Source organism: Actinokineospora sp. NPDC004072 (assembly GCF_053604195.1).
Genome location: NZ_JBSGHB010000006.1, coordinates 288,972 through 302,243, shown reverse-complemented (window position 1 = coordinate 302,243; position 13,272 = coordinate 288,972). Strand labels below are relative to the sequence as shown.

Below are 13,272 nucleotides of genomic sequence, written 5' to 3'. Positions count from 1 at the left end.
CGTCCACCCGCGGCCGATACGATCCGGCGGTGACCTTCGACGGCGACCTCGACCACCTCGACACCTCGGCCCTGCCGCCCCGGCAGCGGCAGATCCTCGCCGCGGTGCGGGACTGGGTGGTCGAGCACGGCTACTCCCCGAGCACCCGGGAGATCGCCGACGCCGTGGGGCTGCGGTCGGCCTCGGCGGTGTCGCGGCACCTGGCCCGGCTGGAGGACCTGGGCTTCATCCGCCGCGGGCGCGCGGTGACGCGGCCGATCGACGTGCGCCTGTTCCTGCGCCCGGCCGCCGAGGACAGCGGATCGGTGGCGGTGCCGGTGGTCGGCGACATCGCCGCGGGCGCGCCGATCGCCGCCGACGAGCACGTCGACGAGGTCCTGCGGCTGCCGGGCGAGCTGACCGGCCGCGGCGCGGTGTTCGGCCTGCGCGTGCGCGGGGACTCGATGGTCGACGCCGCGATCTGCGACGGCGACATCGTCGTCGTGCGCAGCCAGCCCGAGGCGCACACCGGCCAGATCGTCGCGGCGATGATCGACGGCGAGGCCACGGTCAAGGTCTTCCGCCGCCGCGGCGGCCAGGTGCTCCTGGAGCCCCGCAACCCCGCCTACGCGCCCATCGACGGCGCCGACGCGGTGATCCTGGGGATCGTGGTCTCGGTCCTGCGCAGCATCTGACCGCCCGCTAGAGCCATCCCCGGCGGCTCGCCTGCAAGGCAGCCTGGAACCGGGTGGTCGCGTCCAAGGTGTTCATCAGCTCCGTCAGCCGCCGGGTGACCGTGCGCTCGGCGATGTTGAGCGCGCGGGCGATCGCCTTGTCCTTCATCCCCGCCGCCAGCATCGTCAGGATCTCCCGGTCGGTCTCGCTCGGCCCGCGCTCCGGCGCCTTGCCCGGCTGCGGGCCCAGGGGCGTCGCCCGCTCCCACAGCATGTCGAAGCAGGCGACCAGCGCGCTCAGCAGCGGCGACTGGTGGACGATGATGCGCACGCCGGTCTCGGCGGCCTCGAAGCTCAGCGGGATCAACGCGATCCGGGCATCCACGATGGTCATCTTCATGTGGACGTCGGGCAGCGCCCTGGCCTGCTCGCCCGCGGCCATGTAGCGGTGGATCTCCGCGATCCGCTGGTGGTCGGCGATGGCCGGGGTGTGGTAGATCGAGCGGTAGGCCACCCCGCGGCTGAGCCCCTGCCACTCCGGCGGGTTGTCCATCGGCTTGCCCGTCATGTACGGCGGGCAGTCCACAATGCACACCTCGTGCTGCGCGCCGAGCTGGATGCGGGCGAGCTGCTGGCGCACCGCCTGCTCGCCCTCCACCAGCTCGATGAGCCCGGCGGCCCGGCCCGACGGCGCGGCGTCGAGGCGGCGGCCGAGGTCGCGGGCGGTGACGCGCAGGTTCTCCAGCTCCTGCCTGCGGCGCACCACGAGCGCGTCGATGGCCACGTCCGGCGGGGCGGGCACGTAGCGGGCCGGGCTGCCCGCGAGCCGGGTGACCAGCCCGCAGTCCATCAGCCGCGCCAGCGGGCGGCGCAGCTGCGCGGCGGTGTGGTCGGTGCGGGCGGCCAGCTCGGCGACGGTCGTGTGCGGGTGGTCGATCAGCGCGACGTACACCGCGCTCTCGGCCGGGCCGAGCCCGACGGGTTCCAGCATGGCGTCCATGCGGGCGCAGGCTAGCACCGGCTGCTGGCCAGTTCCCGCTACTGGCGGAAACCCGCCACGGCGGAAGCCCTGATTCGGGTTATGTTCCCCATCGGACGTTTTCCACCTTTCAACGGAGAACACAGATATGCACCCTGCAAAGTTCCGACGGCGCAGCAAGATTTATGGCGTCGCCGTTGCCGTGGTCACCCTCGCCGGACTGACCACAACCGCCTCGCCCGCGATCGCGGAAGGCGCCATCCTCGGCGAAGGCGGTCCCGGCGCCGTCGCCGACCGCTACATCGTCAAGCTCAAGGACGAGGCCGCGGCCGTCTCCGCGAGCGCCAACGACCTCGCCGCCGCCTACGGCGGCCAGGTCAAGCACACCTACGAGCACGCGCTGCGCGGCTTCTCGCTCGTCATCGGCTCCCGCGGGGCGCGGCGGCTGGCCGCCGACCCGCGCGTGGAGTACGTCGAGCAGGTCACGATGGCCCGCATCGCCGACACCCAGTCCAACCCGCCGTGGGGCCTGGACCGCATCGACCAGCGCGACCGGCCGCTGAGCACCACCTACACCTACCCGTCCAGCGGCGGCAGCGGCGTCACCGTCTACATCCTCGACACCGGCGCGCGCATGACCCACCGCGACTTCGCGGGGCGGATCACCGCGGGTCCGGACTTCATCGACGGCGACAACAACCCCAGCGACTGCAACGGCCACGGCAGCCACGTCGCCGGGTCGGCCGCGGGCACGACCTACGGCGTGGCCAAGAAGGCGCGCATCGTCCCGGTCCGCGTGCTCGACTGCGCGGGCAGCGGCCCGTGGGACACCATCATCGAGGCCGTCGACTGGGTGACCGCGAACGCGGCCAAGCCCGCCGTGGCCAACATGAGCCTCGGCGGCGCGGGCACCCAGACCGCGCTGGAGAGCGCCGTGCGCCGGTCGATCGCCTCGGGCGTGACCTACGCGCTGGCGGGCGGCAACAACAACGGCGACGCCTGCACCTTCTCCCCGGCCCGCACGCCGGAGGCGATCACCGTCGGCAACAGCACCAGCTCCGACGCCAAGTCCGGCACCAGCAACTACGGCCGCTGCCTGGACATCTGGGCCCCGGGCACCAGCATCCTGTCCGCCTGGTACACCAGCGACACCGCGACCAACACCATCACCGGCACGTCGATGGCCTCCCCGCACGTCGCGGGCGCGGCGGCGCTGTACCTGTCGGCCAACCGCAGCGCGACCCCGCAGCAGGTGCGCGACGCGCTGGTCAACAACGGCAGCACCGGCAAGCTGACCGGCATCGGCACCGGCTCGCCCAACGTGCTGCTCTACACCGGCTTCATCACCGACGGCAACCCGGACCCGACCGGTCCGTCGGTGACCTCCCCGGGTGACCAGTCCACGGCGGTCGGCGCCCCGGTGAGCCTGCAGGTGCAGGCATCCGGGGGCACCACGCCGTACCGCTGGTCGGCCGAGGGCCTGCCCGCGGGCCTGGCGATCAACGCATCGACGGGCCTGATCAGCGGCACGCCGACCACGGCCGGGGACAACAAGGTCGTGGTCACGGTGACCGACGCGGGCGGCAGGACCGGCCAGGCGTCGTTCTCCTGGACCGTCACCGACGGCGGTGGCGGCGACTGCGGCGACCACGAGTTCACCGAGACCGGCCGCCTCGCCACCGGGGCGAGCGCGTACGAGCCCAACGGGTCGTACTTCCAGTCGGCGGGCGGCGTGCACCGCGCGAACCTCTGCGGTCCCAGCGGCAGCGACTTCGACGTCTACCTGCAGAAGTACAACGGGTACGGCTGGACCACCGTCGCGCAGGGCATCACGCCCGGCGCCGAGGAGACCATCAGCTACACCGGCACGGCGGGGTACTACCGCTACCGCGTCCACGCCTACAGCGGCAGCGGCGACTACACCTTCGGGTACTCCACGCCGTGATCGCCGGGCTCCCCTTCCCGACCAGCCGAGCTCCCCGAACCCGGCGCCCTGAGTTGCGGCTGGTCGGGGCGGGGGAGCCGGGGCGCAGCGGCCCTCATCGACGGTGACCTGCGCCCCGCGGGCGGCCTCCCGGCAGATCAGCCGGGAGGCCGCCTCCCCTGTGGACGGCCACCGCTAGGGTGATCTGTCGTGTCCTCCCGCGAACTGGTCGTGCTCGGCACCGCGAGCCAGGTGCCCACCCGGCGCCGCAACCACAACGGCTACCTGCTGCGCTGGGACGGCGAGGGGCTGCTGTTCGACCCGGGGGAGGGCACGCAGCGGCAGCTGACGCTGGCGGGCGTCGCCGCGAGCGGCATCACCCGGATCTGCCTGACCCACTTCCACGGCGACCACTGCCTCGGCGTCCCCGGCGTCGTCCAGCGGTTGGCGCTGGACCGGGTGGCCCACCCGGTCACCGCGCACTTCCCGGCCGCCGGGCAGGCCAACTTCCACGCGCTGCGCCACGCCTGCGACTTCCACGACGTGCTCGACCTGCGCGAGGAGCCGGTGCACCGGGACGGCACGATCGCCGAGGGCGCGTTCGGGACCTTGGCGGCGCGGGCGCTGGACCACCGCGTCCCCGCCTACGGCTACCGGCTGGTCGAACCGGACGGGCGCACCATCCGGCCGGACCTGCTGGCCCGCCACGGCATCGCCGGCCCGGCTGTGGGCGCGTTGCAGCGGGCGGGGGAGATCGCCGTGGACGGGCGGACCGTGCGGCTGGCCGACGTCAGCGAGCCCCGCCGCGGCCAGCGGTTCGCCTTCATCATGGACACCCGGCTCTGCGACGCGGTCTTCGCCCTGGCCGAGGACGCGGACCTGCTGGTCATCGAGTCCACGTTCCTGTCCACCGAGGCCGACCTCGCCGCCGAGTACCGCCACCTGACCGCGGCCCAGGCCGGGCGCGTCGCGGCCGAGTGCGGCGTCCGCACGCTCGTGCTCACCCACTTCTCCCAGCGCTACGACGACCCCACCCGCTTCCACGCCGAGGCGGCCGAGCACTTCGCCGGGCACATCGTGGTCGCCGAGGACCTCATGCGCGTGCCGGTCCCGAAGCGGCGCCCATGACGCACCCCTGCCGCATCGCGCCGACCCACCAGACAACGGTGAACGCGATGCCCGTCGGATTCTTGATGAACAGGAGCGCGGCGAGGCGGCTAGCGGCCCTGCGTACCCGAGCCGCCCCCGAAAGCTGGTGAGGTTGTGGCTGCTGCGGCGTCAGCCCGATGATTCGCCCGACGGGTGGCCGCCGTGCTCCGCTGTGGTTTCCTCCGGGTCGATGTCCTGTTCGTGAGCCGGGCCGGTTGGCTGGTCGCGCTGTTGGTCTTGGCGGTGGCCGAGGACGCGCTCCTCCAAGGCGTCCACAGTCTTGGCCGGGTCGTCAGTCTCGGCTGCGTCGTCGTGCTCGGGGGTGGTCATGCGTCCTCGCGGTTCGGGTTCTCCAGGCGGAAGAAGTTGCTTGGGGTGCCGTCGGAGCGCTCCTCCTGGTAGATGAAGTTCAGGCCGCGCTCGTCGAAGGTCTCGAACCACTCGTCCCACGCGACGCGGCGCAGCCTGCCGCCGCCGCCGTAGCCGGGGAAGTCGAGGCGCAGCACGCCGAGGTGGTCGTCGTGCTCGGTGCCCTCGACGGTGGCGGGCGCGGCGTCGCGCTCCTCGGCCCACCGCCGGATCACGTCGTGGTTGGTGGTGACCAGGCTGCGGCCCGGCCGCTCCGGCGCGTCCCCGGGGGAGGTGATCTCCTGGGCGTACTTCAGCGACTCCGAGGTCGCCGAGCCGCGCCGCACGCCGCCGCCGGTGTCGCCCTCGCGGCGCGGTCGCGGCGCGGTCCGCCCGCCCGCCTCGCCGATCGCGTGGACCAGCTCCTCCTTGCGCATGCCGTGCGCGCCGCTGATGTGCATCTCCTTGGCCTTCGACCGCAGCTCCGCCACCGTCATCCCCGCCAGGTCCGGCGCGGCGGGGGAGTGGTTGTCCTTGGTCTGGGCCCGCTTGGTGGCCATCGCATCCTCCTTAAGGCGCGGCCTTGGCCTACCCCGCCCATCCGGGGGCCAATCCCCACGTTCGGGGTTCGCGGCCTGCCGCCCCGGGTAGCCCGGGCGCGCCAAACCGATGCCGTCGAGGGGATCGCCATGCACAACCGCCGCCCGCGGGTCGTGGTCGTCGGGGCCGGGTTCGCCGGGTACCACTGCCTGCGCACGCTGGAACGGGTGCTGCCGCCGGAGGCCGCGGAACTGGTCGTGGTGAACCCGACCGACTACATGCTCTACGTGCCGCTGCTGCCCGAGGTGGCGGGCGGCAGCCTCGACCCGCGCCGGGTGGCCGTCCCGCTGCGCGGCACGCTGCCGCGCACCCAGCTGGTCCTCGGGCACGCCGCGGGCGTCGACTTCGCCGAGCGCACCTGCACCGTGGTCGACGTCGAGGGGGCCGAGCGGACCGTCGATTGGGACTACCTCGTGCTGACCGTCGGCAGCATCACGCGGCTGCTGTCCATCCCCGGCGTGGCCGAGCACGCGATCGGCTTCAAGTCGGTGGCCGAGGCCATCTACGTCCGCGACCACGTCCTGCGCCAGCTGGAGCTGGCCGAGCAGGCCGACGACCCGGCCGAGCGGGCCGCCCGCGCCACCTTCGTCGTCGTCGGCGCGGGCTACACCGGCACCGAGCTGGTCGCCCAGGGCCAGGAGCTGACCCGCCAAGCGCTGCGCAACCGCTCCGGCAGGCTGACCGAGGACGACGTCCGCTGGCTGCTGCTCGACCTCGCCCCGCGGGTGCTGCCCGGTCTGGACGAGCGGCTGGGCGGGCCCGCCGAGCGGGTGCTCCGCGAGCGCGGGGTGGACGTGCGGCTGGGCACCAGCGTCAGCGAGGTCACCGCCGACTGCGCCAAGCTCAGCGACGGCAGCCAGATCCCGACCCGCACGGTCGTCTGGTGCGTGGGCGTGCGGCCGGACCCGCTGGTGGAGGCCGTCGGCCTGCCCACCGAGAAGGGCCGCATCACCGTCGACACCCGCCTGCGCGTGCCCGACCACCCCGGCGTCTACGCCGCAGGCGACGTCGCCGCCGTGCCCGACGTCTACCACCCGGGCAAGGCGACCCCGATGACCGCCCAGCACGCCCAGCGCCACGGCCGCGTCGCCGCCCTGAACATCGCCGCCGACCTCGGCCACGGCCACGCCCGCGAGTACCGCCACCGCGACCTCGGCTTCGTCGTCGACCTCGCGGGCCCCGACGCCGTGGCCAACCCGCTGCGGATCCCGCTGCGCGGCCTGCCTGCCAAGGCCGTCGCCCGCGGCTACCACCTCCTCGCCCTCCCGGCCAACCGCCTCCGCGTCGCCGCCGACTGGTTCACCGACCTGGTGGCCCGCCGCCAGGTCGTGCAGTTCGGCCTGATCCCCGGCAGCGGCGTCAGCCTCGCCGAGGCCGACCAGGCCCCGCGCCCGGTCCCCCGGCCGCGGGCCGAGCGCGCCAAGTCGTCCAGCTAGCCCCGCCGACCGGGTGGGGCCGGGTTTGCCCGCCCGGCGGCCGGGTAGCTCCGGGGCGTGCACCAGCCCACCACCGCCATCGGTCCGGCGCAGCCGCGGTTCCCGGACGTCGCCAGGATCGCCGTGCTGCGCGGCGGCGGGCTCGGCGACCTGCTGTTCGCCGTGCCCGCCATCGACTCGCTCGCCGCCGCCTACCCTGACGCGGAGATCGTGCTGCTCGGCACGGCCTTCCACCGGGACCTGCTGGCCGACCGGCCCGGGCCGGTGTCCGCGGTGCTGCCGCTGCCGCGCGCGCACGGCGTGCACGACCCCCAGGGGCTCGGCACCGACGAGGTCGCCGTCGAGCGCTTCGCCGAGCGGGCAGGCCACTTCGACCTCGGCGTGCAGGTGCACGGCGGCGGCCGCTGGTCCAACCCGTTCCTGCTGCGGCTGCGGCCCACGTGGACGGTCGGCTGCCGCACCCCCGACGCCGCCGAGCTGACCCGCTGCCTGCCGTTCACCTACTACCAGCACGAGATCATGCGCGCCCTGGAGGTCGTGGGCCTGGCGGGCGCGCCGCCCGCCGCGCTGGTCCCCGCGCTGGCGGTGACCGAGGCCGACATCGCCGCCGCGGCCCACGCCGTCGGCGAGGTCGCCCGCCCGCGCGTGGTGGTGCACCCCGGGGCGACCGACCCGCGCAGGCGGTGGCCAGCCGAGCGCTTCGGCGAGGTCGCCGCCGCCGTCGCGGGCGCCGCCGACGTGGTGGTGATCGGCACCGCCGACGAGGCCGACCTGGCCGCGTCCGTGGTCGCCGCCGCGCACGAGCGGCTCGCGCCCGCGGCCCGCGCGTCGGTGCGGTCGCTGGCGGGCAGGCTCGACCCGCGCGCCCTGGTCGGCGTCCTGGCCACCGCCCGCGCCGTCGTGGCCAACGACAGCGGGCCGCGCCACCTGGCCGAGGCCGCCGGCACCCCGACCGTCTCGGTCTACTGGATGGGCAACGTCATCAACGCCGGACCCCCGGGCAGGCTGCGCCACCGCCTGCACATCTCGTGGACCTCCCGCTGCCCGGTGTGCGGGGTCGACTGCACCCGCCAGGACCTGGAGCGCTGCCCGCACCAGGTCTCGTTCGTCGCCGACGTCCCCGTCGACGGGGTGCTCGCCGACACCGTCGACCTGCTGGACCGCGCCGACACCGCTGACGAGCCCGCGGCATGATCCTCGTCCTGCGCGCCCTCAAGCTCGGCGACCTGCTGGTAGCCGTCCCGGCCCTGCGCGCGCTGCGGGCGCACTGGCCGGGGGAGCGGGTGCTCTACGCCTGCCAGCCCTGGCTGGAGCCCGTCCTGCGGCTGACCGGCAGCGTCGACGAACTGCTCCCCGTCCACGGCCTGGAACCCCTGCCCGAGCGCCTGCGCGGGGTCGACGTGGCCGTCAACCTGCACGGCGCGGGCCCCACCAGCACCGAGATCCTCGACGCGCTGGACCCCGTGCGGCGCATCGGCCACGCCCCCGCCTGGCCCGGCCCACCCTGGCGCGACGACCTGCACGAGCGCGACCGCTGGTGCAGGCTCCTCACCGCCCACGGCATCCCCGCCGACCCCACCGCCTTCACCCTCGACCACCCCGGCGTCGCCTCCCCGGCTCCGGGCGCGGTCCTGGTCCACCCGGGCGCCGCCTACGGCAGCAAGCGCTGGCCCCCCGACCGCTTCGCCACCGTCGCCCGCACCCTGCGCGCCGCGGGCCACCATGTGGTGGTCACGGGGGTGGAGCGCGAACGCGAGCTGGCCGAGCACGTGGCGGCCGAGGCGGGCGCGGACTGCCTGGCAGGCCGCACCCCGCTGGACACCCTGGCCGCCCTGGTCGCCGACGCCCGCCTGCTGATCAGCGGCGACACCGGCGTCGCCCACCTGGCCACCGCCTACCGCACCCCCTCCGTAGTCCTGTTCGGCCCCGTCGGCCCCGAGCAGTGGGGCCCACCCCCCACCGGCCCCCACCGCACCCTCACCCACCCCACCCTCCGCCGAGGCACCCCCTTCACCAACGACCCCGACCCCGCCCTCCTCGCCATAACCCCCACCGAAGTCCTCACCGCAGCCGAAACCCTCCTCTCCACCCCCCGAGCCGCCTGACCCAGCCCCACCCCACCCGTCCCGCCTGGCCGGCTCCTCCGCCGAGGTCCCTGGCCGCAGCCGAGTTCCCCTGCCCACCCCGTGCGCAGCTTGACCCAGCCCCCACCCCATTCCACCCGTCCACCCGTCCCGCCTCGCCGCCTCCTCCGCGCTTCCTCGCCGCAGCCGAGTTCCTCCCGCGCACCCCGTGCGCAGCTTGACCCAGGCCCTACCCCATCCGTCCCGCCTCGCTGCCTCCTGCGCCGTGGTCCCTGGCCGCAGCCAGTTCCTCCTGCGCACCCCGCGCGCAGCTTGACCCAGCCCCCACCCCATCCCACCCGTCCCGCCTCGCTGCCTCCTGCGCCGTGGTCCCTGGCCGCAGCCAGTTCCCCCTGCCCACCCCGCGCGCAGCTTGACCCCGCCCACCCCACCCGTCCCGCCGCCCCTCCGCCGCGCTCCCTCGCCGAAGCCCAGTTCCTCCTGCCCACCCGTGCGCAGCTGACCCAGCGGCCCGCCCACCCGGCCCGACTCGCGTGTCCGCCACGCGACCGAGCGCCCCCGTGCCGCGCACTCCGCGCTTGAACCCGGGCCACCCGGTTGGGGAAAGGGGGCATGCGCTTCGCGGGGGTGGGGTACTCCGGCCAGCGCCCACCCCTCTGCACCGGGGGGAGAACCCCGTGACCCTGATCGAGAAGCCCGTTCCGGTCCGGCCCTACCCGTCGACTAAGCGCAGTCGGGGGTCGGTGTTCCTGTCGTTGGTCCGGACGACCGACCACAAGCAGATCGGGCTGCTGTACCTGACCACCAGCTTCGCCTTCTTCCTCGTCGGCGGTCTGATGGCGTTGCTGATGCGGGCCGAGCTGGGGCTGCCGGGGATGCACTTCCTGTCCCACGAGCAGTACAACCAGCTGTTCACCATGCACGGCACGGTGATGATGCTCTTCTACGCGACCCCCAACGTCTTCGGGTTCGCCAACTTCATCCTGCCGCTGCAGATCGGCTCGCCGGATGTGGCGTTTCCGCGGTTGAACGCGCTGTCGTACTGGCTGTACCTCTTCGGCGGGGTCGTGGCCATGTTCGGCTTCGCCACCCCCGGGGGCGCCGCCGACTTCGGGTGGTTCGCCTACACCCCGCTGTCCACCGAGACCTTCGCCCCCGGCCCGGGCGGCGACCTGTGGGCGGCCGGGCTCATCATCAGCGGCCTGGGCACGATCCTCGGCGCGGTCAACATGCTCACGACCGTGGTCTGCCTGCGCGGCCCCGGCATGACGATGTGGCGGATGCCCATCTTCACCTGGAACATCTTCTTCACCAGCATCCTGGTCCTGCTGGCCTTCCCGATCCTGACCGCGGCCCTGTGCGGCCTGCTCGCCGACCGGCTCATCGGGGCGCACGTGTTCGACCCGGCCAACGGCGGGGCCATCCTGTGGCAGCACCTGTTCTGGTTCTTCGGCCACCCCGAGGTCTACATCGTCGCCCTGCCCTACTTCGGCATCATCAGCGAGATCATCCCGGTGTTCAGCCGCAAGCCGCTGTTCGGCTACAAGGGCATGGTCTTCGCCACCGTCGCCATCACCGGCCTGTCGATGACGGTGTGGGCGCACCACATGTACGCCACCGGCGCGGTGCTGCTGCCCTTCTTCGCCATCATGTCCTTCCTCATCGCCGTGCCGACGGGCATCAAGTTCTTCAACTGGTCGGGCACGATGTGGAAAGGGCAGCTCACGTTCGAGACGCCGATGCTCTTCGCCGTCGGCTTCCTGGTGACGTTCCTGCTCGGCGGGCTGACCGGGGTGCTGCTGGCCGCGCCGTCGGCGGACTTCCACGTCACCGACACCTACTTCGTGGTGGCGCACTTCCACTACGTCCTGTTCGGCACGATCGTGTTCGCCACGTTCGCGGGCCTGTACTTCTGGTTCCCCAAGATGACCGGCCGCTACCTCGACGAGCGGCTGGGCAAGCTGCACTTCTGGACGACGTTCATCGGCTTCCACACGACCTTCCTCGTCCAGCACTGGCTCGGCAACGCGGGCATGCCCCGCCGCTACGCCGACTACCTGCCCACCGACGGCTTCACCGGCATGCACCTGGTCTCCACGATCGGCGCGTTCCTGCTGGGCGCCTCGGTGGTGCCGTTCATCTGGAACGTCTTCCGCAGCTACCGCTTCGGCCAGCTCGCCGAGGCCGACGACCCCTGGGGCTACGGCAACTCGCTGGAGTGGGCCACCAGCTCGCCCCCGCCGCGGCACAACTTCACCGAGCTGCCGCCGATCCGCTCCGAGCGGCCCGCCTTCGAGCTGCACTACCCGCACATGGTGGAGCGCTTCCGCGCCGAAGCGATGTCGGGCAAATCCGGCAGCCGGGTGCCCGCGCCCTCGGAGATGGCCGCGGCGGGCACCCAGCCCGACGAGCAGGACGACCGGGAGGACCCGCGTGGCAAGTGATCGCCCGGTACTGTGCCGCCTGTGAAGCCAGCCAGTGACGAGCGCACACCCGACGGGGGTGAGAGCCACGCCGTCCCCGACCGGGAGCAGCTGCTCGCGGTGCGCGGGACCGACCGCCCCGACGCCATCGTGCTCTCCGTCTCCGGCGACATCGATGTGCTCACCGCGCCGCGGCTGGCGGCGGCGGTCTCCACGGCCTTCGACCGCCTCGGCGAGCGGCTGCTGGTGATCGACCTCTCGCAGGTGGGCTTCATGGGCTCCACCGGGCTGCGCGTCCTGCGGGAAAGCGCGACCGAGGCTGTGGAGCGCCGCGGCCTGGCCCAGCTGCGCGTGGTCGTCGACCACGCCAGGCCGGTGATCCGGCCCATCGAGATCGTCGGCCTCGACCAGGTCCTGCTGCTGTTCCACTCGGTCGCCGACGCCCTCGCCCCCGAGCCGCGGTGATCGGCCGTGCCGCCCAGCTCCGACCAGGAACGGCGCCCGGCGGGCGCGCAGGCCGACGCCGACGCCGAGCCGGAGCTGCGCTTCTGCCTGCCGGTGGACTGGGTCTCGCCCTCGCTGGCCCGCGAGCGGCTCAAGGCTTGGCTGCGGCGGCACCGCTGGTCGCCCGCCCAGATCGATGACCTGGTGCTGGTGGTGAACGAGGCGGTGACCAACAGCGTCGAGCACGGCTACGGCGCCTCGGCCGAGCGCGCCCGCCCGCCCGCGGCCATCGAGGTGGCCTGCCGGATCCGGGTGGACGCGACGGGCGACCGCCAGGTGGAGATGACCGTCCGCGACCGCGGCCGCTGGCGCCCGCCGACCGAGCCGGGCAACCGCGGCAAGGGCCTGAGCCTGATGCGGGCGTGCAGCGAGCGCATGGAGCTGGTCCACGACGACGAGGGGACCACGGTCACCGTCCTCAGCCGCCCGATCCCGCCCGCCGTCGGACCCCGCTGAGGCGAAGCGGGACGGTGTCGGCCTGCTCACGACTTGACCCCTGCCCGCAACACGGCGGCGGTAGGCTGCAACCCCGCGATCTCGCACCACACGCAACAGGAGGACCCCGGTGACCGAGTTGGCCGCCGACGCGCAGGCCCCCGCCGCCCGCCGCGTGCTCGTCGCCGAGGACGAGGCGCTGATCCGCCTCGACCTGGTCGAGATGCTCCGCGAGGAGGGGTACGAGGTCGCGGGCGAGGCCGCGGACGGCGAGCAGGCCGTGCAGCTGGCCGGGGAGCTGCGCCCGGACCTGGTGATCATGGACGTGAAGATGCCCAAGATGGACGGCATCGACGCGGCCACGATGATCGCCAGGGAGCGCATCGCGCCGGTGGTCATGCTGACCGCGTTCAGCCAGCGGGAGCTGGTCGAGCGCGCCCGCGACGCCGGGGCGATGGCCTACCTGGTCAAGCCCTTCGCCAAGCACGACCTGGTGCCCGCCATCGAGCTGGCCGTCAGCCGCTTCGCCGAGCTGCACGCGCTGGAGAACGAGGTCGCGGGCCTGACCGAGCGGCTGGAGACGCGCAAGGTCATCGAGCGCGCCAAGGGCCTGCTGATGAGCAAGCAGGGCCTGAGCGAGCCCGAGGCGTTCCGCTGGATCCAGCGCACCGCGATGGACCGCCGGACCACGATGAAGGCCGTCGCCGAGGCCGTGCTGGAGCACATCACCTGACGCT

Annotated in this window: 13 protein-coding genes; 10 read left to right on the top strand and 3 right to left on the bottom strand. The window is 73.7% G+C overall.

All coding sequences use genetic code 11. The annotated features are described in order from the left end of the window. Window positions 1-29: 29 nt before the first annotated feature. Entirely contained in the window at window positions 30-674 is a 645-nt protein-coding gene (gene lexA, locus ACWEPX_RS12160) for a transcriptional repressor LexA (RefSeq protein WP_451897159.1), read from the top strand. Window positions 675-681: 7 nt separating this feature from the next. On the opposite strand, the gene ACWEPX_RS12155 is transcribed toward lexA, so the two are convergent. After that, complete coding sequence (locus ACWEPX_RS12155) at window positions 682-1,653, bottom strand: helix-turn-helix domain-containing protein (RefSeq protein WP_451897158.1); 972 nt, start codon at window positions 1,651-1,653, stop codon at window positions 682-684. A gap of 127 nt (window positions 1,654-1,780) precedes the next feature. Between ACWEPX_RS12155 and ACWEPX_RS12150 the strand changes: the two genes are divergently transcribed. Next, on the top strand, window positions 1,781-3,577 hold the full coding sequence (locus tag ACWEPX_RS12150) for a S8 family peptidase (protein ID WP_451897157.1): 1,797 nt from the start codon (window positions 1,781-1,783) through the stop codon (window positions 3,575-3,577). Between the two features lie 189 nt (window positions 3,578-3,766). Next, on the top strand, window positions 3,767-4,684 hold the full coding sequence (locus ACWEPX_RS12145; RefSeq protein WP_451897156.1) for a ribonuclease Z: 918 nt from the start codon (window positions 3,767-3,769) through the stop codon (window positions 4,682-4,684). 150 nt (window positions 4,685-4,834) lie between these two features. On the opposite strand, the gene ACWEPX_RS12140 is transcribed toward ACWEPX_RS12145, so the two are convergent. Both ACWEPX_RS12140 and ACWEPX_RS12135 read right to left on the bottom strand, forming a co-directional pair. Then, window positions 4,835-5,035 (bottom strand): hypothetical protein, encoded by a 201-nt coding sequence (locus tag ACWEPX_RS12140; protein ID WP_451897155.1) that lies wholly within the window; start codon window positions 5,033-5,035, stop codon window positions 4,835-4,837. Then, entirely contained in the window at window positions 5,032-5,613 is a 582-nt protein-coding gene (locus tag ACWEPX_RS12135) for a Rho termination factor N-terminal domain-containing protein (RefSeq protein WP_451897154.1), read from the bottom strand. The genes ACWEPX_RS12140 and ACWEPX_RS12135 overlap by 4 nt, the downstream gene beginning before the upstream one ends. A gap of 129 nt (window positions 5,614-5,742) precedes the next feature. Between ACWEPX_RS12135 and ACWEPX_RS12130 the strand changes: the two genes are divergently transcribed. The 7 genes from ACWEPX_RS12130 to ACWEPX_RS12100 all read left to right on the top strand — a co-directional run bounded on the left by ACWEPX_RS12130 (window position 5,743) and on the right by ACWEPX_RS12100 (window position 13,268). After that, a complete protein-coding gene (locus ACWEPX_RS12130; RefSeq protein ID WP_451897153.1) occupies window positions 5,743-7,089 on the top strand; it encodes an NAD(P)/FAD-dependent oxidoreductase in 1,347 nt (448 codons plus the stop codon). Window positions 7,090-7,146: 57 nt separating this feature from the next. Next, entirely contained in the window at window positions 7,147-8,283 is a 1,137-nt protein-coding gene (locus tag ACWEPX_RS12125; RefSeq protein WP_451897152.1) for a glycosyltransferase family 9 protein, read from the top strand. Further along, window positions 8,280-9,194, top strand: coding sequence for a glycosyltransferase family 9 protein (locus tag ACWEPX_RS12120; protein ID WP_451897151.1), 915 nt, complete (start codon window positions 8,280-8,282; stop codon window positions 9,192-9,194). The genes ACWEPX_RS12125 and ACWEPX_RS12120 overlap by 4 nt, the downstream gene beginning before the upstream one ends. 656 nt (window positions 9,195-9,850) lie before the next feature. Then, window positions 9,851-11,617, top strand: coding sequence for an aa3-type cytochrome oxidase subunit I (gene ctaD / locus ACWEPX_RS12115; RefSeq protein ID WP_451897150.1), 1,767 nt, complete (start codon window positions 9,851-9,853; stop codon window positions 11,615-11,617). 21 nt (window positions 11,618-11,638) lie between these two features. Further along, window positions 11,639-12,061 (top strand): anti-sigma factor antagonist, encoded by a 423-nt coding sequence (locus ACWEPX_RS12110; protein WP_451897149.1) that lies wholly within the window; start codon window positions 11,639-11,641, stop codon window positions 12,059-12,061. A 6-nt stretch (window positions 12,062-12,067) separates the two neighbouring features. Next, window positions 12,068-12,556, top strand: coding sequence for an ATP-binding protein (locus tag ACWEPX_RS12105; protein ID WP_451897148.1), 489 nt, complete (start codon window positions 12,068-12,070; stop codon window positions 12,554-12,556). 109 nt (window positions 12,557-12,665) lie between these two features. Beyond that, a complete protein-coding gene (locus ACWEPX_RS12100) occupies window positions 12,666-13,268 on the top strand; it encodes an ANTAR domain-containing response regulator (RefSeq protein WP_451897147.1) in 603 nt (200 codons plus the stop codon). Window positions 13,269-13,272 lie beyond the last annotated feature (4 nt).

What these genes read in the sequence shown, in the direction of transcription:
- ACWEPX_RS12135 (WP_451897154.1), bottom strand. Translation starts at nt 5,613, where the DNA reads ATGGCCACCAAGCGGGCCCAGACCAAGGACAACCACTCCCCCGCCGCG.
- ACWEPX_RS12150 (WP_451897157.1), top strand. Translation starts at nt 1,781, where the DNA reads ATGCACCCTGCAAAGTTCCGACGGCGCAGCAAGATTTATGGCGTCGCC.
- ACWEPX_RS12130 (WP_451897153.1), top strand. Translation starts at nt 5,743, where the DNA reads ATGCACAACCGCCGCCCGCGGGTCGTGGTCGTCGGGGCCGGGTTCGCC.
- ACWEPX_RS12120 (WP_451897151.1), top strand. Translation starts at nt 8,280, where the DNA reads ATGATCCTCGTCCTGCGCGCCCTCAAGCTCGGCGACCTGCTGGTAGCC.
- ACWEPX_RS12140 (WP_451897155.1), bottom strand. Translation starts at nt 5,035, where the DNA reads ATGACCACCCCCGAGCACGACGACGCAGCCGAGACTGACGACCCGGCC.
- ACWEPX_RS12155 (WP_451897158.1), bottom strand. Translation starts at nt 1,653, where the DNA reads ATGGACGCCATGCTGGAACCCGTCGGGCTCGGCCCGGCCGAGAGCGCG.